The organism is Streptomyces sp. NPDC085944, assembly GCF_040686295.1.
Classification (GTDB): Bacteria; Actinomycetota; Actinomycetes; order Streptomycetales; family Streptomycetaceae; genus Streptomyces; species Streptomyces salinarius.
Window position 1 is genome coordinate 90,177 of the sequence record NZ_JBFBJX010000021.1, and the last position, 24,992, is coordinate 115,168.

The following is a 24,992-nucleotide window of genomic DNA, read 5'->3' on the forward strand; positions in this document are numbered from 1 at the left end:
CCTTCGTTGTCGTGCCGGTGGTGTCGGCTACAGCTTCTCGATGACGTGGTCGACGCACTTCGTCAGCGCCTCGACGTCCGCCGGGTCGATCGCCGGGAACATCGCGACGCGCAGCTGGTTGCGGCCGAGCTTGCGGTACGGCTCGGTGTCGACGATGCCGTTGGCGCGCAGCACCTTGGCGACCGCGGCGGCGTCGATGTCGTCGGCGAAGTCGATGGTGCCGATGACCTGCGAGCGCTTGGCCGGGTCGGAGACGAACGGGGTGGCGTACTTGGACTCGTCGGCCCACGTGTACAGGCGGGTCGAGGAGTCCTTGGTGCGGGCGGTGGTGAAGTCCAGGCCGCCCTGGCCGTTCATCCAGTCCAGCTGCTCGCCCAGGAGGAAGAGCGTCGCCAGGGCCGGGGTGTTGTACGTCTGGTTCTTGCGGGAGTTGTCGATCGCCGTCGGCAGCGAGAAGAACTCCGGGACGTGGCGGCCGGACGCGTGCACGCGCTCGGCGCGCTCGATCGCGGCCGGGGAGAAGACGCCGATCCACAGGCCGCCGTCGGAGGCGAAGGACTTCTGCGGGGCGAAGTAGTAGACGTCGGTCTCGGTGATGTCCACCGGGAGGCCGCCCGCGCCGGACGTCGCGTCGACCAGGACGAGGGCGCCCTCGTCGGCACCGGCCACCCGCTTGATGGGCATGGCCACGCCGGTCGACGTCTCGTTGTGCGTGAGGCCGTACACGTCCACGCCGGCCTCGGCGTGCGCCTCGGGGTGGGTGCCGGGGTCGGAGGAGACGACGGTCGGCTCGGCCAGCCACGGGGCGAGCTTCGCGGCCTTGGCGAACTTGGAGGAGAACTCGCCGAAGCTCAGGTGCTGCGACTTGTTCTCGATCAGGCCGTGGGTCGCGACGTCCCAGAACGCGGTGGAGCCGCCGTTGCCGAGGATCACCTCGTAGCCGTCGGGGAGCCGGAACAGCTCGCGGATGCCCTCGCGGACCTTCCCGACCAGGTTCTTGACGGGCGCCTGGCGGTGGGAGGTGCCGAGCAGCGACGTACCGGTGGCGGCCAGGGCGTCCAGCGCCTCCACCCGCACCTTGGAGGGACCCGCGCCGAATCGACCGTCCGCGGGCTTGATGTCAGCAGGAATCTGGATCTCAGCCACGAGCCGGAGGGTATCGCCTCGGCCAAACCGGACGAAGACATGTCCGTCCGATGAGACGAGATCTCCGCCGTGCGGACCTGTACCAAGCCACGAACGCTCATGCTGGAGGGCATGACCGATCTGGAGGCAGCACTGCGCAGGGCCGTCCGCGGCGAGGTCGGGTTCGACGTCACGTCCCGGGCCCTGACCACCATGGACGCGTCGAACTACCGGAGGGTCCCGCTCGGCGTCGTCGCGCCGACGGACGCCGACGACGTGGCGGCCGTGCTGGAGGTGTGCCGGGAGCGCGGGGTGCCGGTCGTGGCGCGGGGCGGCGGTACGTCGATCGCCGGGCAGGCGACGGGCACGGGCGTGGTGCTCGACTTCACCCGGCACATGAACCGGCTGGTCGGGATCGATCCACAGGCGCGTACGGCCGTCGTCCAGCCGGGGCTGGTCCTCGACCGGCTCCAGGACGCCGCCGCGCCGCACGGGCTGCGCTTCGGCCCCGACCCCTCCACCCACAGCCGCTGCACGCTCGGCGGCATGATCGGCAACAACTCCTGCGGCTCCCACTCGGTGGCCTGGGGCACGACGGCGGACAGCGTGCGCGAGCTGTCCGTGCTCACCGCGCGGGGGCGGCGGCTGCGGCTCGGGCAGGAGTGGGCGGGGGCGCCGGAAGGCCTGCGGGAGCTGGTGGACGGCGACCTGGCCCGCCTGCGCACCGGCTTCCCCGACCTCCCGCGCCGCATCTCCGGCTACGCGCTGGACGCCCTGCTGCCGGAGAACGGCACGGACGTGGCCCGTTCCTTCTGCGGCTCGGAAGGCACGCTCGGCGTGCTGACGGAAGCCGTCGTCCGGCTGGTCGAGTCACCACGCGCGCGTGCGCTCGCGGTGCTGGGCTACGCCGACGAGGCGGGCGCCGCGGAGGCGGCGGCCGGGCTGCTGCCGCTCGGGCCGCTCACGGTGGAGGGCATGGCGGTGGACCTGGTGCCGTCCACGGAGGGGCTGCCGAGGGGCGGGGCCTGGCTGTTCGTGGAGACCGGCGGCGCCACGGAGGCGGAGGCACGCGCGCGTGCGGAGGCGGTCGTACGGGCCGCGGACGTCGTGGACGCGCTGGTGGTCACCGACCCGGCCGGGCAGCGCACGCTGTGGCGCGTCCGGGAGGACGCGAGCGGCACGGCGACGCGGATGCCGGACGGTTCGGAGGCGTGGCCGGGGTGGGAGGACTGCGCGGTGCCACCGGCCCGGCTCGGCGGCTACCTGCGCGACTTCCGGAGCCTGCTCACCGCCCACGGTCTGCGCGGCACCCCGTACGGCCACTTCGGCGACGGCTGCATCCACGTACGCATCGACTTCGACCTGCTGACGGACGCCGGGGTCGTCCGGTTCCGCCGCTTCTCGGAGGAACTGGCGGACGTGGTCGTGGCGCACGGGGGCTCGCTGTCCGGGGAGCACGGCGACGGGCAGGCGCGGGCCGAACTGCTGCCGCGGATGTACGGCGCCGAGACGGTCGCCCTCTTCGAGCGCGCGAAGGCGGTGTGGGACCCGGACGACCTCCTCAACCCCGGCATGCTGGTCCGCCCGGCCCCGCTCGACACGAACCTCCGCTTCTCGGTCCTGCCGCGCGAGCCGGTGGACGTGGCGTTCGGCTACCCGTCCGACGGCGGAGACTTCTCGGCGGCGGTGCGCCGCTGCGTCGGGGTCGCCAAGTGCCGTACGACGTCGGTGTCCGGGACGGGCGTGATGTGTCCGTCCTTCCGCGCGACGGGGGACGAGCAGCACTCCACGCGCGGGCGGGCCCGGCTGCTGCACGAGATGCTCGCGGGCGAGCTGGTGACGGACGGCTGGCGGTCGACGGAGGTCCGGGACGCCCTGGACCTGTGCCTTTCCTGCAAGGGCTGCCGCTCCGACTGCCCGGTCGAGGTCGACATGGCCACGTACAAGGCGGAGTTCCTGCACCACCACTACGAGGGACGCCGCCGCCCCGCCGCCCACTACGCGATGGGATGGCTGCCGGTGTGGCTGCGCTGGACGGCACGGACGCGGACGGCAACGGTCGTCAACGCCGCCGCCTCGGTACGACCGTTGGCCTCGGTGGCCAAGCGGCTGGGCGGGATCGCGGGGGAGCGGGAGGTGCCGCGGCTGGCGGGGGAGACGTTCAGCAGGTGGTGGCGGAGGAAGCGCCGGGGGCCGGCCGGTGACGGCGACCTGGTGGTCCTGTGGCCCGACACCTTCACCGAGCACCTTTCCCCCTCCGTGGGCCGGGCGGCCGTACGGGTGCTGGAGGCGGCGGGGCTGCGGGTGGCGCTGCCGCCGACGCTGCGAGGTCGCGGCGTGGTCGGCGACGGTACGTCGAAGTCGGCTCTCGCGCTGCTGACGGCCCGCCGGGGACAGGTCTGCTGCGGCCTGACGTACGTCTCCACCGGTCAACTGGACCGCGCCCGAACGGTGATGCGCCGCACGCTGGACCTGATGGCCCCGGTGCTGGAGACGTCCGCGCCGGTCGTCGTCCTGGAGCCGAGCTGTGCGGCCGCCCTGCGCACGGACCTGCCCGAGCTGCTGCACGACGACCCGCGCGCCGCCCGGCTGGCCTCGCGCGTCCTGACCTTCGCGCAGGCCCTGGAACGCCACGCCCCCGACTGGACCCCGCCGGCGGTAAACCTCCCGGCGGTCGGTCAGACCCACTGCCACCAGCACGCGATCCTGGGCGACGCGGCCGACCGCCGCCTGCGCGAGTCGGCGGGCCTGACCGGCGAGCTGACCGGCGGCTGCTGCGGCCTCGCGGGCAACTTCGGCTTCGAGGCCGGCCACTACGAGGTGTCGGCCGCGTGCGCGGAGGACCAGCTGCTCCCCGCGGTGCGCGAGGCCCCGGACGGCGCGGTGGTCCTGGCGGACGGCTTCTCGTGCCGTACCCAGCTGGAGCAGCTGGCGGGGGTACGGGGGCGGCACTTGGCGGAGGTGCTGGCGGCGGAATTGGAAAAGGAATGACGGTCGGGCAGTGGGTGCCGTGACGCTCCAGCGGTAAGGAGGGCCGAAGATTGCCGGAAGCCGGCAAGGTGCAGAGGCGTGCCACGCGCGCATGCTGACCGGGCAGCAAGCTCTCCCCCTCGCGACGCGAAGTTCGTGAGGAAGGGGGAGCAGGCTGTCTCCTTACCTCGGTGGCGGCCATGGAGGGCAAGGACCCTGCTGTGAGCCTTCCATGGATGGAGATTCACCCGTGCTGACTTCCCACTTCTCCCACACCGCCTGGTGGACAGCCGCCCTCGTGGCAGGCGGGGTGGCGGCGCTGGCCTTCCAGTCCCTCATTTGGGAGAAGGAGCACAGGTGGGCGGCGATCGTGCTTCCCGCGGGCGGCGCGCTCGGCATCGTTCTCGACTCGGCACTGCGGAGTTACGTACGAGGGAGACACTCCGCTGCAGTTGTTCACTGTTGCCATGCTCGGCCTGGCCTTGACCAGAGTCGTTTTCGCGGGCTACATCCGACGCCAGTACGAACTGGTGCGCGCAGGGCAGCATGTTCAAGAGGTGACGTGGCGGCACGTGGCTGCCTTCGTCCTGACCCTCATGGCCATCATGCTGGGCATCGCCTTCACGCTGTAAGAACGCCGGTGGTGTGCCGGCAATCAGGCGCTGTCGGGCAGGTGGAACTCGACCTCGGGGTGGGAGGACGTGGGGCCCTGGAGGAGGGGCTGGGGGATGTCCCGGAGGCGGAGGTCGAAGAAGGCGCGGACGTAGTCCCGCCACGTCGAACAGGCGGTGGCCACTGGGGCGACCGCCGAGTTGGGGGACGCCCGACACCTCGCGGCCGACGACAGCGCCTTCGACGTCGTACTCGTGCTGGGGCCGATGTACCACCTGCCGCGGCGGGCGGACCGGGACCGTGCGCTCGCCGAGGCACTCCGGGTGCTCCGGCCGGGCGGACTCCTCGCGGTCGCCGGGATCAACCGGTACGCGTCGCTCTTCGAGCACGCCGCCTACGCGCACCTGCACACGGAGTCGATGCGGGAGAGCATCGGAACCATCCTCGCGACCCAGGTCCACGACGGGAAGAAGGCGTTCACGACGGCGTACTTCCACACCGGGGAGCAGTTGCGCGAGGAGGTCGCCGCGGCGGGGTTCCCGGACGCGTCCGTCTTCGGGATCGAGGGGCCCGCCTGGTCCCTGCTCGCGGCGGCGGAACGGAACACCGGTCAGTCGTTCCGTGAGTCGGCCCTGTTCGAGTCGGTACTCACCGCGGCTCGTATGGCTGAGGCCCACCCCGAGTTGCTGGCGGCGAGTTCCCATCTGCTGGCCGTGGCGCGTCGGCCCGTGTGAGGCGTCGGAACCGCGTGCCGCGACGGGTGCGTGATCGTTCGTATGGACGGTTCGGGTGATCAGGTGGAGGCGGCCTCGCGGTGGTGGAGCGGTAGGCGGGCGTGGGGGATCGGGGGCGGTGCGGTTCTCGTCGTGTTGGCCGTGGCCGCGGGGATGGTGATCGCCGACGACGGGCCGGCCGGCATCGCCGCGCCGTACACCTGCGGTGCGGGAGGCGCCCACGGCACCGCGTCGCCGGCATCCGACCGGCCCGCTCCAGAAGGCGCCGCCGACTTCGACGGCGACGGGCACCCCGACCTGGCCCTCGGCTCGATGGGAGACGTGCCGGGCGGGTACGGCGGGGGGAGCATCGAGGTCGCGTACGGGGCGGGGGACGGGACCGGGATCGCCCGGTGCCAGTACCTGACGCAGGACGACCCCGGGATACCGGGCGGCAACCGGGACGAGGCGTTCTTCGGGAGCGATGTCGTGGCCCGCGACCTCGACGGGGACGGGTACACCGACCTCGCCGCCTCCGTCTTCGACTGGAAGCCCAGCGTGATCATCATGTGGGGGTCCGACGGCGGGCTCTCGCGCGGGGTCCGGGTGCCGGGGACCGACGGCAGCCACGTCGCCTGGGGCGACGACCCGCTCCTGGACGAGCAACTCGTCGGCGGTGACTTCGACGGCGACGGGCATCCCGACCTGGTCTTCGGGCTGGGCTCCGACAAGGGGCTGCTCAAGGGGCCCTTCGGGCGGGACGGCACCCCTGCCGGGACGGGCCGCGTCCCCGCTCCGCGCCGCCCCGCCCCGGACGTCGAGAGCGCGAACTACTCCGACCTGCTCGCCGGGGACCTCGACGGCGACGGCGTCGACGACCTGGTGAGCTTCCACGACGCCGACACCGGACCCGTAGTCCCTTGGCGAGACCGGACCCGGCCGGTGAGCTACCTGCGCGGCGGCCGGAACGGCTTCACGCAGCCCGAGGGCGTCCACCTCCCCGACGCGGGCGAGGGGGCGATCGGCGACGTGGACGGCGACGGCATCGACGATCTGGTCCTCAGTCCCCGCGGCGGCGACGCCAGCCGCAGTTCGGTGACCGTGGTGTACGGGGCGCAGGACGGGCCGGGGAGGCGTGGGACGACGACCGTCGACCGGGACACCCCGGGCGTGCCCGGCGCCGAACCCCGGGACGAGGACGCCGTGTTCACCAGCCTGGCGGCCGGGGACGTCAACGGCGACGGGTACGCGGACGTGGTGGCCGGGGCTCCCCGGTGGGACGTGTACGGGGAGCCGGGGCCGGAGCAGGTGCTGTTCCTGGCGGGCGGCCCGGACGGGCTCAGTGGCGAGGGCGCCCGGCTGTTCGACGGGGACGACCTCGGCGCCGCCCCGGGCGGGGACGCCGACTTCGGTGCCGCCGTGGGCCTCACCGACCTGGACGGCGACGGGTACGCCGACCTCGTGGTGACCGCACCGGGCAGCGACACGGTCGACGGGGTGGCCTACCTGCTGCCCGGCACGGCGAACGGGCCCGCCACCCGGGGCGTCACCCGGTTGTCCGGGGACACCTTCGACGACACCGAGGAACCGGGTCTGCTGATGGGCGGCGGGGAGATCGCCCGGTAGGGCCTCACTTCCGCCAGAACAGGTGGTGCGTCACGCCGCTCGGGCTGGGCACGACGTCCTGGTGGAACCGGTCGAGCAGCTCGTCGGGGGATTCCCACAGCCGGGCCCCGGAGCCGAGCTTCGTCGGCGCGACCGCCACGTGCAGGGTGTCGACGAGGCCGGCGTCGAGGAACTCCCGGATGATCGTGGCCCCGCCGCCGAGCCGGACGTCCCGGCCCTGCGCCGCCTCCTTCGCCCGGGCGAGCACGGCGGCCGGGTCGCCGTCGACGAAGTGGAACGTGGTGTCGGAGAGCGTGAACGACGGGCGCGTGTGGTGCGTCATGACGAACACCGGGGTGTGGAACGGGGGCTCGTCGCCCCACCACCCCTGCCACTGGTGGTCCTGCCAGGGCCCGCGCTGCGGCCCGAACTTGTTGCGGCCCATGATCTCGGCACCGATGTCGCGGGCGTAGTCCCGTGTGAAGTAGTCGTCCAGACCTCGGCTGCCCGCCCCGGAGCGGCCGACGGGTGGGTGGTCGGTGGCGAGGGCCCAGGCGAGCAGTTCCCCGGGGTCGGCATGGCCGAACGGCTTCTCGAGGCTCTGGCCCTCGCCGGCGCCGAACCCGTCGCTCGAGACGGTGAAGTTCTGGACTCGCAGCAATTGGGTCATGTCGCTCCTTCTGGTTCGCGTTCTCTGCTTACGTGACGAACGGTGGACCGGTCGGGTGGGCGAAACTCATCGCCGCATCGGACGGCTTCCGGGTAGGTCGTCTAGGACGTGAATCGACCTACATGATTCATAAGGTGGTCCTCGACCGACGGAGCAGGAACAGCGGAAGGCTAACCCCCATGACCACCACCGAGATCCTCCCCGGCGAGCGCGCCGACCTGCTGGAGATGCTGGCCAAGCACCGGCACTTCCTGCGCTTCACCACCCGTGACCTCACCGACGAGCAGGCCGGCCTGCGGACCACCGTCAGTGAGCTGTGCCTGGGCGGCCTGATCAAGCACGTGACCGCCGCCGAGCGGAACTGGGCCGCCTTCATCGTGGACGGCCCGTCGGTGATGGGGGATTTCACGGCCATGACCGAGGCCGACTGGGCGCGGCGGGCCGACGAGTTCAGGATGCTGCCCGGTGAGACGCTGGCCGGTGTGCTGGCCGACTACGCCGAGGTGGCCCGCCGGACCGACGAGCTGGTCGCCACCCTGCCCGACCTGGGGGCCACCCAGCCGCTGCCCAAGGCGCCGTGGTTCCAGGCCGAAACCGAGTGGTCGGCCCGCCGGGTGCTGATGCACATCCTCGCCGAGACCGCCCAGCACGCGGGCCACGCCGACATCATCCGGGAGTCCCTGGACGGCGCCAAGAGCATGGGGTGACCGGCGGCGCCGCTCAGGGCACCGCCGTTCTCGACACCCCGGCGAGCGGATTTCAGGGCACCGTCTCTCCCCGCACCAGCGGGCGGCACACCGGCTGGACGTCCTCGGGGAGGTCGTCCGGGCGGCACCAGCGGGCCTCCAGGATCTCGAACGGGTCCAGGCGCAGCTCGCCGCCCAGCAGACGGGCCTCGAACGCCACCTCCAGGCGGGTGCGCAGGCCGCTGTTCAGCATGACCAGCCGGCCCACCTCCACGTCGAGGCCGGTCTCCTCCCTGACCTCCCGGACCACGGTCTGCCGGAAGTCCTCGCCCTTGTGGGCGAACCCGCTCGGCAGACCCCACTGGCGGCCCGGCGCCCACAGCCGGTGCTTCAGCATCAGGACCCGCCCCTCGTCGTCCCGTACGACGCCGGTCACGCCGACCACGAACTTGGCGTTCACCAGCCACATCACGCGGCTCTGCACAGGGCGCAGCAGGCGCCAGAGGCGGGTCAGGAGTCGTCTCACCCGGTGGACGGTAGTGGACGGCGCCCGCGCGGTGCGCGGCCGGGGCCGGACGTTCCCGGCTCGCCCGGCGGACGTGCGTTGACAGCCGTACGTCCCGGACCTGACAGTTGCGTAAAGGTGCTATGTGCCTGACGGAGTCCATTACTCTGAACCGGGCAGTGCAGCATACTGAACCACGTCCGTCCGCACATCGTCCCGGAGCCACCGTGAGTACCCCAAGCGCCACCCCCGGCACCTCGTCCCCTGCCGCCGCCGCGCCCGCCGTCGGCCACGCGCCCGTGCCGGACGGTGCGCCGGGCGGACGGTTCGGTTCCCTCGGGCCGGTCGGGCTGGTCCTCGCCGGTGGGCTCTCCGTGCAGTTCGGCGCCGCGCTGGCGGTGAGTCTGATGCCGCGGGCCGGGGCGCTCGGCGTGGTGACCCTGCGGCTCGCCGTGGCCGCCGTCGTCATGCTCCTGGTCTGCCGGCCCCGGCTGCGCGGCCACTCCCGGGCCGACTGGGGCACGGTCGTCGTCTTCGGCATCGCCATGGCCGGTATGAACGGCCTCTTCTACCAGGCCGTCGACCGCATCCCGCTCGGCCCCGCCGTCACCCTCGAGGTGCTCGGCCCGCTCGCCCTGTCCGTCTTCGCCTCCCGCCGCGCGGTCAACCTGGTGTGGGCCGCGCTCGCCCTGGCCGGCGTCTTCCTGCTGGGCGGCGGCGGCTTCGGCGGCCTCGACCCGGCCGGTGCCGCCTTCGCCCTGGCGGCGGGCGCGATGTGGGCGGCGTACATCGTGTTCAGCGCCCGCACCGGGCGCCGTTTCCCGCAGGCCGACGGGCTGGCGATGGCGATGGCGGTCGGGGCGCTGCTGTTCCTGCCGCTCGGCATCGTCGAGTCGGGGTCGAAGCTGATCGACCCGGTGACGCTCGCGCTGGGCGCCGGGGTCGCCCTGCTCTCCTCCGTCCTGCCCTACACGCTCGAACTCCTCGCCCTGCGCCGGCTGCCCGCGCCGACCTTCGCCATCCTCATGAGCCTGGAGCCCGCCATCGCCGCGGCAGCCGGTTTCCTCGTCCTCGACCAGGCCCTGTCCGCCACCCAGTCCGCCGCCATCGCGCTGGTCATCGCGGCGAGCATGGGAGCGGTGCGGACGCAGGTGGGGCGGCGGAAGACGGCCGCGTGAGAACGTCCCTCCCCGACGGTTCGATCACCCCGGCCGGGCCGGACGCCGGCCCCACCGCATAGGCTGCGTACCTGGTCAGCTCATCGGGATCACGGGGAGGGAACCGATGAATCACACGGCCGAGGTCTTCCAGCCCTTGCAGGACGACGATCCGCGCACGGTGGCCGGTTACCGTCTCGCGGCCCGGCTCGGTGCGGGCGGCATGGGCCGGGTCTATCTGTCGCACACCCGGGGCGGCCGGCCCGTGGCCCTCAAGGTCGTACGGTCGGAACTGGCCGACGACGCGACCTTCCGGCGGCGTTTCGGCCGGGAGATCAAGGCCGCCCGGAGGGTGAAGGGCGCCTACACCGCCGAACTGATCGACGCCGACCCCGACGGCACCCCGCCCTGGCTGGCCACCCTGTACGTGCCCGGGCCCTCGCTCTCGGACGCCGTCGCCCGGAACGGACCGCTGCCGGTGCCCGCGGTGCTGTGGCTGATGGCGGGGGTCGCCGAGGCGCTGCAGGCCATCCACGGCGCGGGCATCGTGCACCGGGACCTCAAACCGGCGAACGTGCTGCTGGCCGACGACGGCCCGCGCGTCATCGACTTCGGCATCTCGCTCGCCGCCGACAGCACCGCGCACACCGCCACGGGCACCACCATCGGTACGCCCCAGTACATGGCCCCCGAGCAGGCCTCCGGGGGCGACGTCACGGCGGCGACCGACATCTTCTCGCTCGGGCAGACGGCCGCGTTCGCGGCGCTGGGCAGGCCGCTGTACGGCGACGGCCCGGCCGCCGCCGTGCTGTACCGGATCGTCCACTCCGAGCCCGACCTCGCCGAGCTGCCCGAGCGCCTGCGCGACCTCCTCGGCCGGTGCCTGGCCGCCGACCCCGGGGAACGGGCCACCCCGGCGGAGCTCGTCGAGTGGTGCCGCCGGGAGCTGGGCCGGGACGCCGGAGAGGACACCGGGCCCGCCGTGTGGCGGGAGATCGCCGGACCGCCGGTGACGGTTCCCCCGCCGGTCGCGGCCACGGGGGCGGCGACCGCCGCGACTCCGGTCGCGGCCCCGGGCCCGACCGCGGCGCACACGGCCCCATGGACCGCCCCACAGGCAACGGCGCCGATGCCCTGGCAGGGTGCCCCCGCGCCCTGGCAGGCCGCCGCCGGCCCGGGAGGGCCGTTCGTGCCGCGGCCTCCGGCCGGGCCGGAGGAGCGCAAGCGCCGCAGAAGACGCACCGCCTTGATCTCGGCCGCCGCCGTCGTCGCGTGCGGCCTGGTGATCCTGGCAGGGTCGATGCTCCTCGACGCGGCGGGCCGGGGCCTCGACCGCGCCCGGGACGCGGCCGCGTCGGCGGCGGCGTCCAAGTCCGCGGCAGCGCCCGAATCCGCGTCCGGTACGCCCCGTCCGGCGGCGGAGGGGACTCCGGCGGGCGAGGAGGACGCGCCGGAGCCCAGGGTGGGGGCCGACTCGTCGGCCGGAGGGTCGAAGGAAGAGGCCGAGTGGCCTGCGGCCGGGGCGAAAACGCCGCGGGCCCACGCGCTCGGCTACCGGTCGGTGGACGCCGACTCTTCACTGAGCCTCACCGACGGGACGAGGCGCGACGACCGCGAGGGCGACATCCGCTTCGACTGCAAGGACGTCGGCTGCGCACTGGACAGCGACACCAGCGTCTTCACCCTGCTGTTCGGAGGCCCGGGCGCCGGGTACGAGGAGTGCGCCCTGATGACCGCGAGCCAGAAGAGCCACCGTCTCGACCTGGCGGCGGCAGCGGCCGGTTCGGAGATCTGCGTCAGGCACCGCAACGGGGACATCGCGCTGCTCGTCGTCCAGACCAAGTCGACCGCAAGGCCCGACCTCGCCTTCCTCGACGCGGACGTCACGGTCTGGCGGGCCGAGAAGGACTGAGCCCGCACGCGCCGGCCGGTCTTCGAGGCGCCGTCGGCAAAAATCATGCAAGCGTGCTTGATTGTTAATCCCCGCCCTGCCATGCTCCTCCCCACACCGCCCCGCACATCGCCGTGCCCGAGGGGAGCGCCCCGTGTCCGACCCGACGCCCGTGATCGACGACCTGCGCGAGGAGAGCGAGGAACTCGACGCGCTGGTGGCCAAGGTGAGCCCGGAGGAGTGGCGGACGGCCACCCCGGCGCCCGGCTGGACGATCGCCCACCAGATCGCGCACCTGCACTGGACCGACCGGGCCGCCCTGGTCGCGGTCACCGACGCGGACGGTTTCCAGGCACTGGTCCAGCAGGCCCTCGCCGCACCCGACCGGTACGTCGACGACGCCGCCGAGCAGGGCGCCGGACAAGCCCCCGCCGAACTGCTGACCGCCTGGCGGGAGGGCCGCGCCGCCCTCGACGAGGCCCTGCGCGCCGCCGCCCCCGGGGCCCGCTTCCCCTGGTACGGCCCGCCCATGGCCGCCGCCTCCATGGCCACCGCCCGCCTGATGGAGACCTGGGCCCACGGCCTGGACGTCGCGGCGGCCCTCGGCGTGTCCCGCCCGCCCACCGACCGCCTGCGCCACGTCGCCCGCATCGGCGTCCGCGCCCGGGACTTCGCCCACGCCGCCCACGGACTCACCCCGCCCGCCGAGCCGTTCCGCGTCGAACTCACCGGCCCCGGCGGCGACCTGTGGACGTACGGCCCCGAGGACGCCCCGCAGCGCGTCACCGGCCCCGCGCTCGACTTCTGCCTCCTCGCCACCCAGCGCGCCCACCGGGCCGACCTCGCCCTGACCGCCGAGGGCCCGGACGCCGACCGCTGGCTGGACATCGCCCAGGCGTTCGCCGGACCGCCGGGAGCCGGACGCCCGCCGAAGGGAACCGACCAGTGAGCGTGCTCCGCGTCGGCAACGCCTCCGGCTTCTACGGCGACCGCTTCTGCGCCCTGCGCGAGATGCTCACCGGCGGCCCCCTGGACGTCCTCACCGGCGACTACCTCGCCGAGCTGACCATGCTCATCCTGGGCCGCGACCGGCTGAAGAACCCGGACGCCGGGTACGCCCGTACCTTCCTGCGGCAGTTGGAGGAGTGCCTCGGCCTCGCCCACGAGCGGGGAGTCAGGATCGTCACCAACGCCGGGGGACTCCATCCCGCCGGTCTCGCCGACGCCGTACGCGCGCTCGCCGACCGCCTCGGCATCCCCGTCCGCGTCGCGCACGTCGAGGGCGACGACCTCACCGCCGACCACCCGGGCGCCCTGGCCGCCCACGCCTACCTCGGCGGCTTCGGCATCGCCGCGTGCCTGCGGGCCGGCGCGGACGTGGTCGTCACGGGCCGCGTCACCGACGCCGCCCTGGTCACCGGGCCCGCCGCCGCGCACTTCGGCTGGGGGCCGACGGAGTACGACCGGCTCGCGGGCGCCGTCGTCGCCGGGCACCTGCTGGAGTGCGGGGCGCAGGTCACCGGCGGCAACTACGCCTTCTTCCAGGACGGCGACGTACGACGCCCCGGCTTCCCGCTCGCCGAACTGCACGCCGACGGCACCTCGGTGATCACCAAGCACGACGGCACCGGCGGCTTCGTCGACGTCGGCACCGTCACCGCCCAGCTGCTGTACGAGACGGGCGGCGCCCGGTACGCCGGACCCGACGTCACCGCCCGGCTGGACACCGTACGGCTCACCCAGGACGGCCCCGACCGCGTCCGCGTCGAGGGCGTGCGCGGCGAGGCGCCGCCGCCCACCCTCAAGGTCGGCCTCAACCGGCTCGGCGGCTTCCGCAACGAGGTCGCCTTCGTCCTCACCGGCCTCGACGTCGAGGCCAAGGCCGCGCTGGTGCGGGACCAGATGGAACCGGCGCTCGGAAAGCTCTCCGACGTCCGCTGGGACCTGGCCCGCACCGACCGGCCGGACGCCGCGACCGAGGAGACGGCGAGCGCCCTGCTGCGGCTCGTCGTGCGGGACGCCGACCAGGAGGTCGTCGGACGGGCGCTGAGCGGCGCCGCGATCGAACTCGCCCTCGCGAGCTACCCCGGGTTCCACGTGCTCGCGCCCCCGGGAAAGGGCGCGCCCTACGGCGTGTTCGAGGCCGCCCACGTCCCCCAGGACACCGTCGACCACGTCGCCGTACTCCACGACGGGCGGCGCGTCCCGGTACCGGCCGCGCAGGACACCGCCGTACTCCGCGCCGTACCGGAGCCGCCCCTGCCCGAGCCCCTGACGCCCGGCCCCGTCCGCCGCGCTCCCCTCGGCCGCGTCGCCGGAGCCCGCAGCGGCGACAAGGGCGGCGACGCCAACGTCGGCGTGTGGGCGCGCACCGACGACGCCTGGCGCTGGCTCGCCCACACACTGACCGCCGACCGGTTCCGCGAGCTGATCCCCGAGGCCCGCGACCTGCCCGTCACCCGGCACCCGCTCCCCAACCTGCGCGCCCTCAACTTCGTCGTCGAGGGCGTCCTCGGCGAGGGCGTCGCCGCGCAGGCCCGTTTCGACCCGCAGGCCAAGGCGCTCGGCGAATGGCTGCGCGCCCGGCACCTGGACATCCCGGAGGCCCTGCTGTGACCGTGCCGCCGTACACCCCGGAGGCCCTGCTGTGACCGTCCTGCCGTCGGCTCTGGACCCCACCGACCCCGACCACCGCGCCAACCGCGAGGCCATGCTCGCCAAACTCGCCGACCTGGACGCCGAACACGCCAAGGCCCTCGCGGGCGGCGGCGAGAAGTACGTCGCCCGGCACCGGGGGCGCGGCAAGCTGCCGGCCCGCGAGCGCATCGAGCTGCTTCTCGACCCCGACACGCCCTTCCTGGAGCTGTCGCCGCTCGCCGCCTGGGGAAGCGAGTACACCGTGGGCGCCTCCCTCGTCACCGGCATCGGTGTCGTCGAGGGCGTCGAGTGCCTGATCACCGCCAACGACCCGACCGTGCGCGGCGGCGCCAGCAACCCCTGGTCGCTGAAGAAGGCCCTGCGCGCCAACGAGATCGCCCGCGCCAACCGGCTGCCCTGCATCAGCCTCGTCGAGTCCGGCGGCGCCGACCTGCCCTCCCAGAAGGAGATCTTCATCCCGGGCGGCGCGATCTTCCGCGACCTCACCCGGCTGTCGGCGGCCGGGATCCCGACCATCGCGGTCGTCTTCGGCAACTCGACCGCCGGGGGCGCCTACATCCCCGGCATGTCCGACCACACCATCATGGTCAGGGAACGCGCCAAGGTGTTCCTCGGCGGTCCGCCGCTGGTCAAGATGGCCACCGGCGAGGAGAGCGACGACGAGTCGCTGGGCGGCGCCGAGATGCACGCCCGCACCTCCGGCCTCGCCGACCACTTCGCCGTCGACGAACCCGACGCCCTGCGCCAGGCCCGCCGGGTCGTCGCCCGCCTGGGCCACCGCAAGGCGTACGCCGACCCGCCGCCGGCCGAGCCGCCCAAGTACGATCCGGAGGACCTGCTGGGCATCGTCCCCGGCGACCTCAAGGCCCCCTTCGACCCGCGCGAGGTGATCGCCCGGATCGTCGACGCCTCCGACTTCGACGAGTTCAAGCCCCTGTACGGGACGAGCCTGACGACCGGCTGGGCGAGCCTGCACGGCTACCCGGTGGGCATCCTCGCCAACGCCCAGGGGGTCCTGTTCAGCGAGGAGTCGCAGAAGGCCGCCCAGTTCATCCAGCTCGCCAACCAGCGCGACATCCCACTGCTCTTCCTCCACAACACCACCGGCTACATGGTCGGCAAGGAGTACGAACAGGGCGGGATCATCAAGCACGGCGCCATGATGATCAACGCGGTCTCCAACTCCCGCGTCCCCCACCTGTCCGTCCTCCTCGGCGCCTCCTACGGCGCCGGTCACTACGGCATGTGCGGCCGCGCCTACGACCCCCGCTTCCTCTTCGCCTGGCCCAGCGCCAAGTCCGCCGTCATGGGCCCGCAGCAGCTCGCCGGCGTCCTGTCCATCGTCGCCCGCCAGTCCGCCGCCGCGAAGGGACAGCCGTACGACGACGAGGGCGACGCCGCCCTGCGCGCCATGGTGGAGCAGCAGATCGAGTCCGAGTCGCTACCGATGTTCCTGTCCGGGCGGCTCTACGACGACGGCGTCATCGACCCCCGCGACACCCGCACCGTCCTCGGCCTGTGCCTGTCCGCCGTCCACACCGCCCCCTACGAGGGCGCGCGCGGCGGCTTCGGCGTCTTCCGCATGTGAGGGTGAGAGACCAGTGATCACTTCCGTACTCGTCGCCAACCGGGGCGAGATCGCCTGCCGCGTCTTCCGCACCTGCCGCCAGTGGGGCATCCGCACCGTCGCCGTGCACTCGGACGCCGACGCGAACGCCCTCCACGCGCGCGAGGCCGACGCCGCCGTACGCCTGCCGGGCGCGTCCCCCGCCGACACCTACCTGCGCGGCGACCTGATCGTGAAGGCCGCCGTCGCCGCGGGGGCCGACGCCGTCCACCCGGGCTACGGCTTCCTGTCCGAGAACGCCGACTTCGCCCGCGCCGTACGGGACGCGGGGCTGGTGTGGATCGGGCCGCCGCCCGAGGCCGTCGAGGCGATGGCGTCCAAGACCCGCGCCAAGGAACTCATGGGCATCGCGCCCCTCACCGATCCCACCGACGTCACCGAGGCCGACCTGCCGGTGCTGGTGAAGGCGGCGGCGGGCGGCGGCGGACGCGGCATGCGCGTCGTACGCGACCTCGCCGACCTCGACGCCGCACTGACCGCCGCCCGCGCGGAGGCCACCAGCGCCTTCGGCGACGGCGAGGTCTTCGTCGAGCCCTACCTGGAGAACGGCCGCCACGTCGAGGTGCAGATCCTCGCCGACACCCACGGCACGGTGTGGGCGCTCGGCACCCGCGACTGCTCCCTGCAGCGCCGACACCAGAAGGTGATCGAGGAGGCCCCGGCACCCGGCCTCACCCCCGAACTCACCGCGGAACTCCACGACCTCGCCGTACGCGCCGCCCGCGCCGTCGACTACGTCGGCGCCGGCACCGTCGAGTTCCTCGTCGCCGACGGCAGGGCCCACTTCCTGGAGATGAACACCCGCCTCCAGGTCGAACACCCCGTCACCGAGGCCGTCTTCGGCATCGATCTCGTCGCCCTCCAACTGCGCGTCGCGGAAGGCCACGCCCTCGAAACCGACCCCCCGCGCGCGCGTGGCCACGCCGTCGAGGCCCGCCTGTACGCCGAGGACCCGGCGAGCGGCTGGGCGCCCCAGACCGGCCGCCTGCACCGCCTCGCCGTGCCCGACGGCATCCGCCTGGACACCGGCTACACCGACGGCGACGACATCGGCGTCCACTACGACCCGATGCTCGCCAAGGCGGCCGCCCACGCCCCCACACGCGCGGAGGCCGTCCGCCGCCTCGCCGGCGCCCTGGAGCGGGCGGTGATCCACGGCCCGGTCACCAATCGCGACCTGCTCGTCCGCTCCCTGCGCCACGAGGAGTTCACCTCCGGCCGCATGGACACGGGCTTCTACGACCGCCACCTGACCGACCTCACACGGTCCGCCCCCGACCCCCTCGCCCCGCTGGCCGCCGCCCTGTCCGACGCGAGCACCCGCACGGGCCGCTTCGGCGGCTGGCGCAACCTGCCCTCGCAGCCGCAGGTCAAGCGGTACGCCGTGGCGGGGGAGGAGCACGAGGTCCGCTACCACCACACCCGCGACGGCCTCACCGCCGAGGGCGTCCACGTCGTCCACGCCGGCCCCGACCGGGTCGTCCTCGAAGCGGACGGCGTACGACGCCGCTTCGACATCGCCCGCTACGGCGACCGCATCCACGTCAACACCACCGCGCTGACCGCCCTGCCCCGCTTCCCCGACCCCGCCACCCAGCACGCCCCGGGTTCCCTCCTGGCCCCCATGCCGGGCACGGTCGTCCGTGTCGCCAAGGGCCTGACGGAGGGCACCAGCGTCCAGGCGGGCCAGCCGCTCCTCTGGCTGGAGGCCATGAAGATGGAGCACAAGATCACAGCCCCGGTGAGGGGCAGGCTGACCGCGCTGAACGCCGTACCGGGACAGCAAGTGACGGTCGGCTCTCTACTGGCGGTAGTGCAAGCAACCTAGGGGCGCGGGGAACTGCGCGAGCAACCACACACAACCCGCACCCGAAGGAGCACAGTGACCACTCTCATCGAATCCGAAGAGCACAAAGCCCTCCGCGAAGCGGTCGCGGCCTTCGCCAGAACCCACCCCCACACCGCCCGCCCCGAAGACAACAAACGCCTCTGGCAGGAAGCCGCCAAGCTCGGCTACATAGGCGTCAACCTGCCGGAGGCACACGGCGGAGGCGGCGCCGGCATCACCGAACTCGCCCTCGTCCTCGAAGAGCTGGGCGCCGCCGGCAACCCGCTGCTCATGATGATCGTCTCCCCGGCGATCTGCGGCACCGTCATCGCCCGCTTCGGCACCGAGGAGCAACAACGCGACTGGCTCCCGTCCCTCGCCGACGGCACCCGCCTCATGGCCTTCGGCATCACCGAACCCGACGCCGGCTCCAACAGCCACCGCATCACCACCACCGCCCGCCGCGACGCGGCCACCGGGGACTGGATCCTCACCGGACGCAAGGTCTTCGTCTCCGGCGTCGACATCGCCGACGCCACCCTGATCGTCGGCCGTACCGAGGACGCCCGCACCGGCAAGCTCAAGCCCTGCCTGTTCATCGTCCCGCGCGACGCCCCCGGCTTCGAGCGCCGCCCCATCGACATGGAACTCAACGCCGTGGAGAGGCAGTTCGAGCTGACCCTCGACGACGTACGGCTGCCCGCCGACGCCCTGGTCGGCGACGAGGACGCGGGCCTCCTCCAGCTCTTCGCCGGCCTCAATCCCGAGCGCGTCATGACGGCCGCCTTCGGTATCGGCATGGGCCGCTACGCCCTCTCCCGCGCCCTCGACTACGCCCGCGAGCGCACCGTCTGGAAGACCCCCATCGGTGCCCACCAGGCGATCGCCCACCCCCTCGCCCAGGCGCACATCGAACTCGAACTCGCCCGCCTGATGATGCAGAAGGCCGCCCACCTGTACGACGCGGGCGACGACATCGGCGCCGGTGAGGCCGCCAACATGGCGAAGTACGCGGCCGGGGAGGCCTGCGTGAAGGCCGTCGACCAGGCCGTGCACACCCTCGGCGGCAACGGCCTCACCCGCGAGTACGGGCTCGGCCGGCTCATCACGGCCTCGCGCGTTGCCCGTATCGCACCCGTCAGCCGGGAGATGATCCTCAACTACGTCTGCCACCAGACCCTGGGCCTGCCCAAGTCGTACTAGGCCAGTACCAGGCCGGTACCAGGCCGTGTCCGAGCGACGTTGGAGGAACCGTGTTCCGCAGCGAGTACGCAGACGTCCCGCCCGTCGACCTGCCCATCCACGACGCCGTGCTCGGCGGGGCCGCCGCCTTCGGGGACGCCCCGGCGCTGATCGACGGCACCGACGGCACCACCCTCACCTACGAGCAGGTGGACCGGTTCCACCGGCGCGTCGCCGCCGCCCTCGCCGCGACCGGCGTGCGCAAGGGCGACGTCCTCGCCCTGCACAGCCCCAACACCGTCGCCTTCCCCCTGGCCTTCCACGCCGCCACCCGCGCGGGCGCCTGCGTGACCACCGTGCACCCGCTCGCCACCGCCGAGGAGTTCGCCAAGCAGCTGGGGGACTGCGCCGCCCGCTGGATCGTCACCGTCTCACCGCTCCTGGACACCGCCCGCCGTGCCGCCGAACTCGCGGGCGGCGTCCAGGAGATCCTGGTCTGCGACAGCGCGCCCGGCCACCGCTCGCTCGTCGACATGCTGGGCTCGGCCGCGCCCGAACCGTCCGTCGCGATCGACCCGGCCGAGGACGTCGCCGCCCTGCCGTACTCCTCGGGCACCACCGGCACCCCCAAGGGCGTCATGCTCACCCACCGGCAGATCGCCACCAACCTCGCCCAGCTCGAACCCCTCATGCCGGCCGCACCCGGCGACCGCGTCCTCGCCGTCCTGCCGTTCTTCCACATCTACGGCCTCACCGCCCTGATGAACGCTCCGCTCAGGCTCGGCGCCACCGTCGTCGTCCTGCCCCGCTTCGACCTGGAGCAGTTCCTCGCCGCCATCCAGAACCACCGCATCACCAGTCTGTACGTCGCCCCACCGATCGTCCTGGCGCTCGCCAAGCACCCCCTGGTCGCCGACTACGACCTCTCCTCGCTGAAGTACATCGTCAGCGCCGCCGCCCCGCTGGACGCGCGCCTCGCCGCCGCCTGCTCCCGGCGGCTCGGCCTGCCGCCCGTCGGCCAGGCCTACGGCATGACGGAACTGTCCCCGGGCACCCACGTCGTCCCCCTGGACGCGATGGCCGACGCGCCGCCCGGCACCGTCGGCAAGCTCATCGCCGGTACCGAGATGCGCATCGTCTCCCTCACCGACCCCGGCAAGGACCTGCCCGCCGAGGAGTCCGGGGAGATCCTCATCCGCGGCCCCCAGATCATGAAGGGCTACCTGGGCCGGCCCGACGCCACCGCCGCCATGATCGACGGCGACGGCTGGCTGCACACCGGGGACGTCGGCCACGTGGACGGCGACGGCTGGCTGTTCGTCGTCGACCGGGTCAAGGAGCTGATCAAGTACAAGGGCTTCCAGGTGGCCCCCGCCGAACTGGAGGCCCTCCTGCTCACCCACCCCGGCGTCGCCGACGTGGCCGTCGTCGGCGAGTACAACGACGACGGCAACGAAGTACCGCACGCCTTCGTCGTACGCCAGCCGGCCGCACCCGGCCTCGCGGAGGGCGAGATCATGAGGTACGTCGCCGAACGCGTCGCCCCCTACAAACGCGTCCGCAAGGTCACCTTCACCGACGCCGTCCCGCGCGCCGCGTCCGGCAAGATCCTGCGCCGCGAGCTGAAGGAGCGGCCGTGACCCCGACCGCCCGCGTCGACCGCACGCGCGCGCGGGGCGTCGAAACCCTCACCCTCGACTCCCCGCACAACCGCAACGCCCTCTCCGCCGCCCTCGTCGGCGACCTGACCGACGCCCTCACCGACGCGGGCCAGGACCCCGGCGTCCGCGCCGTCGTCCTCACCCACACCGGCACCACCTTCAGCGCCGGCGCCGACCTGCGCGACCCGCCCCACCCCGACGCCCTGGTCGGTCTCCTCCGGCGGATCATCGAGGTGCCGAAGCCGGTGATCGCCCGCGTCGCCGGGCACGTCCGCGCGGGCGGGCTCGGGCTGGTCGGCGCCTGCGACATCGCGGCGGCGTCCACGGAGTCGACCTTCGCCTTCACCGAGGTCCGCATCGGCGTGGCACCCGCCGTCATCTCCCTGACCCTGCTGCCCCGCGCCGACCCCCGCGCCCTCGCCCGCCACTACCTGACCGGCGAACGCTTCGACGCCGCCGAGGCCGCCCGCACCGGCCTGGTCACGGCGGCCGGCGACGACGTGGACGCCGTACTCGAACCCGTCCTCGACGGTGTGCGCCGTGCCTCACCGCAGGGCCTGGCCGAGACGAAACGGCTGCTCACGGCTAGGGTGCTGGAGGCCTTCGACCGGGACGCGGCCGACCTGACCGCGCTCTCGGCCCGGCTGTTCGCCTCCCCGCAGGCACGCGAGGGGATGACGGCCTTCCTCGAACGACGGGATCCGGAATGGGTGGTGTGAGCGGCGCCGCGGGCGCGGCGGACCGGGCGGAGCGCGTACCCAAGCAGGACCGCAGCCGGGCCACCCGGCAGCGGCTCCTGGAAGCCGCCGTGGCCTGCCTCGCCGAACGCGGCTGGGCCGGGTCCACCGTCTCCGTCGTCGCCGAACACGCCGGCGTCTCCCGCGGCGCCGCCCAGCACCACTTCCCGACCCGCGAGGACCTCTTCACGGCCGCCGTCGAGTACGTCGCCGAGGAACGCTCCGTCGCCCTGCGCGCCCTGTTCCCCGAGGGCGCCGGCGCCGACGACCGGCGCGCGGTGGTCGCCGCCCTCGTCGACCTCTACACCGGCCCGCTCTTCCGCGCCGCCCTGCACCTGTGGGTGGCCGCCTCCAACGAGGAGCAGCTGCGCGAGCGGGTCACCGAACTGGAGGCCCGCGTCGGCCGCGAGAGCCACCGCATCGCCGTCGACCTCCTCGGCGCCGACGAGAGGCGCCCCGGCGCCCGCGAAACCGTCCAGGGCCTCCTCGACATGGCCCGCGGCCTGGGCCTGGCCAACCTCCTCACCGACGACGCGGCACGGCGGGAACGGGTGGTGGAGCAGTGGGCACGGCTGCTGGACGCGGCGCTGGCACAGTGACCGGCCTCCGGCACCGGGGCACTGTCGGTGCCCGGCGCTACCGTCCCGGCCATGGGTGACTACTTCCAGACCATCGTCGATCTCGACGCCGGCGAGGCGCAGGCCGCGGAACTCGCCGAGCGTGCGGTCGCCTGGCTCGTGAGCGAGGGCATCGTCCTCGCCGACCGCGAGGTCTGCGTCCTCGGGCAGCCCCTCGGACACCCGCCCGGACCCCACTGGAGCCGGGCGGTGGCCGACGACGACCCCGACGGCGAACCGTTCGACGTGCTCGCCGTGCACACCGGACCCACCGTCTTCGACAGCGGCCAGGACGAGCCCGAGGCCGTCACCTGCCCCCGCTGCCGGACCACCACGGTCCTGTCGGACGAGGGTGAGACGGACCTGTCGGACGAGGACGAGGAGGGCCCCTGGCCCCGCTTCTCGGAGGCGATCACCGACTGGCAGGACACCGGGCACGCCGACGTGACCTGTCCCGCCTGCGCCCGCGACGTCCCCCTGAGCGAGTGGCTCTGGACCGACGACCGGCTGGCGGTCGGCCGTCTCGGCCTGGAGTTCTGGAACTGGCCCGAACTCAGCGACGACTTCCGGGCCCGTCTGGCCGCCGTCCTCGACGGCCACCGCACGGCGTACCTCTGGGGCAAGCTGTAGACGCGGCGCCCGGACGCGTCACGGACTCAGCCGCTCCACCCGCCAGCCCCCGCCGCCCTCCGCCACGTACCGCAGCCGGTCGTGCAGCCGGTTCTCCCGGCCCTGCCAGAACTCCACCGCATCCGGTACCACCCGGAACCCGCCCCAGTGCGGCGGCACCGGCACCTGCTCGCCCTCCGGATAGCGCGCCGCCAGCTCGGCGTACGCACCGTCCAGGGCACGGCGGTCCGCCACCACCGACGACTGGACGCTCGCCCACGCACCCAGCTGGGAGCCGTGCGGCCGGGTCCGGAAGTACGCGGCGGTCTCGTCCCGCCCGGTGCGCCGCGCCACGCCCCTGACCACGACCTGCCGGGCCATCGGATGCCACGGGAACAGCAGCGACACGTACGGGTTCGCGTCCAGCTCACGTCCCTTGCGGGAGTCGTAGTTGGTGTAGAAGACGAACCCCTGCGCGTCGAAGTGCTTCAGCAGCACCGTACGGGAGCTGGGCCGCCCCTCGGCGTCCGCCGTGGAGACCACCATGGCGTTCGGCTCGAACAGCCCGCCGTCCGTCGCCGCCTGCTTGAACCAGCGCGCGAACTGCTCGACGGGCGTCGCCGCCAGCTCGTTCTCGGACAGTCCCTCGGCCCGGTACTGCTTGCGCATCGAGGCGAGATCGAAGGGGACTGCGGCGGCGGGGACGGCGGAATCGGCTTCGCGATCGGTCACGCCGCCCATCCTGCCGCATCCGCTCCACCACCCGACCAGGGGTGGCACCCGGTGCCGCACCCACTCCCCAAACGTGGCACCCGGGGATATGGTTCTTGGTCCCGCTCCGGCCGGATGACCGACGGCCGTACGGGGCATCACAGGGGTGACCGCCGGGACCGCGAGTCGACGCACGACCGTGGATCCATGGAGGCGCCGCACCGTCTCCGCCCAGGTCGCCGCACACCACTGATCACGAGGAGCCGCCTGATGTCCGACTTCGTACCCGGGCTAGAGGGAGTCGTCGCGTTCGAGACGGAGATCGCCGAACCCGACAAGGAGGGCGGCGCCCTGCGCTACCGCGGCGTGGACATCGAGGATCTCGTCGGGCACGTGTCCTTCGGCAACGTCTGGGGCCTGCTCGTCGACGGAGCCTTCAACCCCGGCCTGCCGCCCGCCGAGCCCTTCCCCATCCCCGTGCACTCCGGCGACATCAGGGTCGACGTCCAGTCCGCCCTCGCCATGCTCGCCCCCGCCTGGGGGCTCAAACCCCTCCTGGACATCGACGCCGCCCAGGCCCGCGACGACCTCGCCCGCGCCGCCGTCATGGCCCTGTCCTACGTCGCCCAGTCGGCGCGCGGCCAGAGCCTGCCCATGGTCCCGCAGCGCGAGATCGACAAGGCCGAGTCCGTCGTCGAACGCTTCATGATCCGCTGGCGCGGCGAGCCCGACCCCAAGCACGTCGCCGCCGTCGACGCCTACTGGACCTCCGCCGCCGAGCACGGCATGAACGCCTCCACCTTCACCGCCCGCGTCATCGCCTCCACCGGCGCCGACGTGGCCGCCGCCCTCTCCGGGGCCGTGGGCGCCATGTCCGGCCCGCTGCACGGCGGCGCACCCTCGCGCGTCCTGCACATGATCGAGGAGATCGAGCGCACCGGCGACGCCGAGGCCTACGTCAGGAAGACCCTCGACGCGGGTGAACGCCTCATGGGCTTCGGCCACCGCGTCTACCGCGCCGAGGACCCCCGCGCCCGCGTCCTGCGCCGCACCGCCCGCGAACTGGGCGCCCCGCGCTACGAGGTCGCCGAGGCCCTGGAGAAGGCCGCCCTCGCCGAGCTCCACGCCCGCCGCCCCGACCGGGTGCTGGCCACCAACGTCGAGTTCTGGGCCGCCATCATGCTGGACTTCGCTCAGGTCCCGGCGCCCATGTTCACCTCGATGTTCACCTGCGCCCGCACCGCCGGCTGGTCCGCCCACATCCTGGAGCAGAAGCGCACGGGCCGCCTGGTCCGCCCCTCCGCCCGCTACACGGGACCGGGCACCCGCGACCCGCGCGAGATCGAGGGCTACGCCGACATCGCGGGCTGACGGCCCCTTCCGGTCCCTGAACGCAGGCGACCCGCGAGTCTGGTTCCTCCGTGGAGG

21 protein-coding genes and 1 pseudogene are annotated in these 24,992 nt (G+C 73.4%); 17 read left to right on the forward strand and 5 right to left on the reverse strand.

All coding sequences use genetic code 11. The features are described from left to right. Nucleotides 1-27: 27 nt before the first annotated feature. Nucleotides 28-1,146: a phosphoserine transaminase gene (gene serC, locus AB0P07_RS31715; protein WP_263547428.1), complete on the reverse strand. Its 1,119-nt coding sequence runs from the start codon at nt 1,144-1,146 to the stop codon at nt 28-30. 111 nt (nt 1,147-1,257) lie between these two features. Between serC and AB0P07_RS31720 the strand changes: the two genes are divergently transcribed. Then, the gene (locus AB0P07_RS31720) at nt 1,258-4,116 is read left to right on the forward strand and encodes an FAD-binding and (Fe-S)-binding domain-containing protein (protein WP_365556609.1); all 2,859 of its coding nucleotides are present in this window, start codon (nt 1,258-1,260) and stop codon (nt 4,114-4,116) included. Nucleotides 4,117-4,577: 461 nt separating this feature from the next. Next, nucleotides 4,578-4,727, forward strand: coding sequence for a hypothetical protein (locus tag AB0P07_RS31725; RefSeq protein WP_365556610.1), 150 nt, complete (start codon nt 4,578-4,580; stop codon nt 4,725-4,727). Nucleotides 4,728-4,750: 23 nt separating this feature from the next. On the opposite strand, the pseudogene AB0P07_RS31730 reads toward AB0P07_RS31725, so the two are convergent. Next, nucleotides 4,751-4,867 (reverse strand): annotated as a pseudogene (locus AB0P07_RS31730) (alpha/beta hydrolase); the annotation flags it as partial. A 16-nt stretch (nt 4,868-4,883) separates the two neighbouring features. Between AB0P07_RS31730 and AB0P07_RS31735 the strand changes: the two are divergent. Further along, nucleotides 4,884-5,441: a methyltransferase domain-containing protein gene (locus tag AB0P07_RS31735; RefSeq protein ID WP_365556612.1), complete on the forward strand. Its 558-nt coding sequence runs from the start codon at nt 4,884-4,886 to the stop codon at nt 5,439-5,441. Nucleotides 5,442-5,573: 132 nt separating this feature from the next. Next, nucleotides 5,574-7,046: an FG-GAP and VCBS repeat-containing protein gene (locus tag AB0P07_RS31740; protein WP_365556614.1), complete on the forward strand. Its 1,473-nt coding sequence runs from the start codon at nt 5,574-5,576 to the stop codon at nt 7,044-7,046. Nucleotides 7,047-7,050: 4 nt separating this feature from the next. On the opposite strand, the gene AB0P07_RS31745 is transcribed toward AB0P07_RS31740, so the two are convergent. Next, nucleotides 7,051-7,695, reverse strand: coding sequence for a dihydrofolate reductase family protein (locus AB0P07_RS31745; protein WP_365556616.1), 645 nt, complete (start codon nt 7,693-7,695; stop codon nt 7,051-7,053). A gap of 179 nt (nt 7,696-7,874) precedes the next feature. Here AB0P07_RS31745 and AB0P07_RS31750 point away from each other — a divergent pair, with 179 nt between their 5' ends. Continuing rightward, nucleotides 7,875-8,402, forward strand: a complete 528-nt coding sequence (locus AB0P07_RS31750) for a DinB family protein (RefSeq protein ID WP_365556618.1) — start codon at nt 7,875-7,877, stop codon at nt 8,400-8,402. A 52-nt stretch (nt 8,403-8,454) separates the two neighbouring features. Here AB0P07_RS31750 and AB0P07_RS31755 read toward each other — a convergent pair whose 3' ends face one another. After that, complete coding sequence (locus AB0P07_RS31755; protein ID WP_134655646.1) at nt 8,455-8,907, reverse strand: NUDIX domain-containing protein; 453 nt, start codon at nt 8,905-8,907, stop codon at nt 8,455-8,457. 206 nt (nt 8,908-9,113) lie between these two features. Between AB0P07_RS31755 and AB0P07_RS31760 the strand changes: the two genes are divergently transcribed. The 11 genes from AB0P07_RS31760 to AB0P07_RS31810 all read left to right on the forward strand — a co-directional run bounded on the left by AB0P07_RS31760 (nt 9,114) and on the right by AB0P07_RS31810 (nt 22,874). Then, complete coding sequence (locus AB0P07_RS31760; protein WP_365556620.1) at nt 9,114-10,064, forward strand: EamA family transporter; 951 nt, start codon at nt 9,114-9,116, stop codon at nt 10,062-10,064. Nucleotides 10,065-10,170: 106 nt separating this feature from the next. Then, nucleotides 10,171-11,955, forward strand: a complete 1,785-nt coding sequence (locus AB0P07_RS31765; protein ID WP_365556622.1) for a protein kinase — start codon at nt 10,171-10,173, stop codon at nt 11,953-11,955. 133 nt (nt 11,956-12,088) lie between these two features. Then, nucleotides 12,089-12,883, forward strand: coding sequence for a TIGR03084 family metal-binding protein (locus AB0P07_RS31770; RefSeq protein ID WP_365556624.1), 795 nt, complete (start codon nt 12,089-12,091; stop codon nt 12,881-12,883). Then, nucleotides 12,880-14,550 (forward strand): acyclic terpene utilization AtuA family protein, encoded by a 1,671-nt coding sequence (locus AB0P07_RS31775; RefSeq protein ID WP_365556626.1) that lies wholly within the window; start codon nt 12,880-12,882, stop codon nt 14,548-14,550. Before AB0P07_RS31770 ends, AB0P07_RS31775 begins: the two co-directional genes overlap by 4 nt. A 31-nt stretch (nt 14,551-14,581) precedes the next feature. Beyond that, the gene (locus AB0P07_RS31780) at nt 14,582-16,180 is read left to right on the forward strand and encodes a carboxyl transferase domain-containing protein (protein ID WP_365556628.1); all 1,599 of its coding nucleotides are present in this window, start codon (nt 14,582-14,584) and stop codon (nt 16,178-16,180) included. A gap of 13 nt (nt 16,181-16,193) precedes the next feature. Next, nucleotides 16,194-18,047 carry a biotin carboxylase N-terminal domain-containing protein gene (locus tag AB0P07_RS31785; RefSeq protein ID WP_365556630.1) on the forward strand — a complete coding sequence of 618 codons (1,854 nt, stop codon included), beginning with the start codon at nt 16,194-16,196 and terminating at the stop codon, nt 18,045-18,047. A 54-nt stretch (nt 18,048-18,101) separates the two neighbouring features. Beyond that, complete coding sequence (locus tag AB0P07_RS31790) at nt 18,102-19,250, forward strand: acyl-CoA dehydrogenase family protein (RefSeq protein WP_365556632.1); 1,149 nt, start codon at nt 18,102-18,104, stop codon at nt 19,248-19,250. A gap of 50 nt (nt 19,251-19,300) precedes the next feature. Next, a complete protein-coding gene (locus AB0P07_RS31795; protein ID WP_365556634.1) occupies nt 19,301-20,869 on the forward strand; it encodes a 4-coumarate--CoA ligase family protein in 1,569 nt (522 codons plus the stop codon). Continuing rightward, nucleotides 20,866-21,609: an enoyl-CoA hydratase family protein gene (locus tag AB0P07_RS31800; RefSeq protein WP_365556636.1), complete on the forward strand. Its 744-nt coding sequence runs from the start codon at nt 20,866-20,868 to the stop codon at nt 21,607-21,609. The genes AB0P07_RS31795 and AB0P07_RS31800 overlap by 4 nt, the downstream gene beginning before the upstream one ends. Next, nucleotides 21,597-22,226: a TetR/AcrR family transcriptional regulator gene (locus AB0P07_RS31805; protein WP_365556638.1), complete on the forward strand. Its 630-nt coding sequence runs from the start codon at nt 21,597-21,599 to the stop codon at nt 22,224-22,226. The genes AB0P07_RS31800 and AB0P07_RS31805 overlap by 13 nt, the downstream gene beginning before the upstream one ends. Before the next feature lie 51 nt (nt 22,227-22,277). Next, entirely contained in the window at nt 22,278-22,874 is a 597-nt protein-coding gene (locus AB0P07_RS31810; protein WP_365556640.1) for a hypothetical protein, read from the forward strand. An 18-nt stretch (nt 22,875-22,892) separates the two neighbouring features. Here the strand turns inward: AB0P07_RS31810 and pdxH are convergent, their stop codons facing one another. After that, nucleotides 22,893-23,594 carry a pyridoxamine 5'-phosphate oxidase gene (pdxH, locus tag AB0P07_RS31815; protein WP_365556642.1) on the reverse strand — a complete coding sequence of 234 codons (702 nt, stop codon included), beginning with the start codon at nt 23,592-23,594 and terminating at the stop codon, nt 22,893-22,895. 240 nt (nt 23,595-23,834) lie between these two features. On the opposite strand from pdxH, the gene AB0P07_RS31820 reads away from it, so the two are divergent. Then, nucleotides 23,835-24,935 (forward strand): citrate synthase 2, encoded by a 1,101-nt coding sequence (locus AB0P07_RS31820; protein ID WP_365556644.1) that lies wholly within the window; start codon nt 23,835-23,837, stop codon nt 24,933-24,935. Nucleotides 24,936-24,992: the final 57 nt, after the last annotated feature.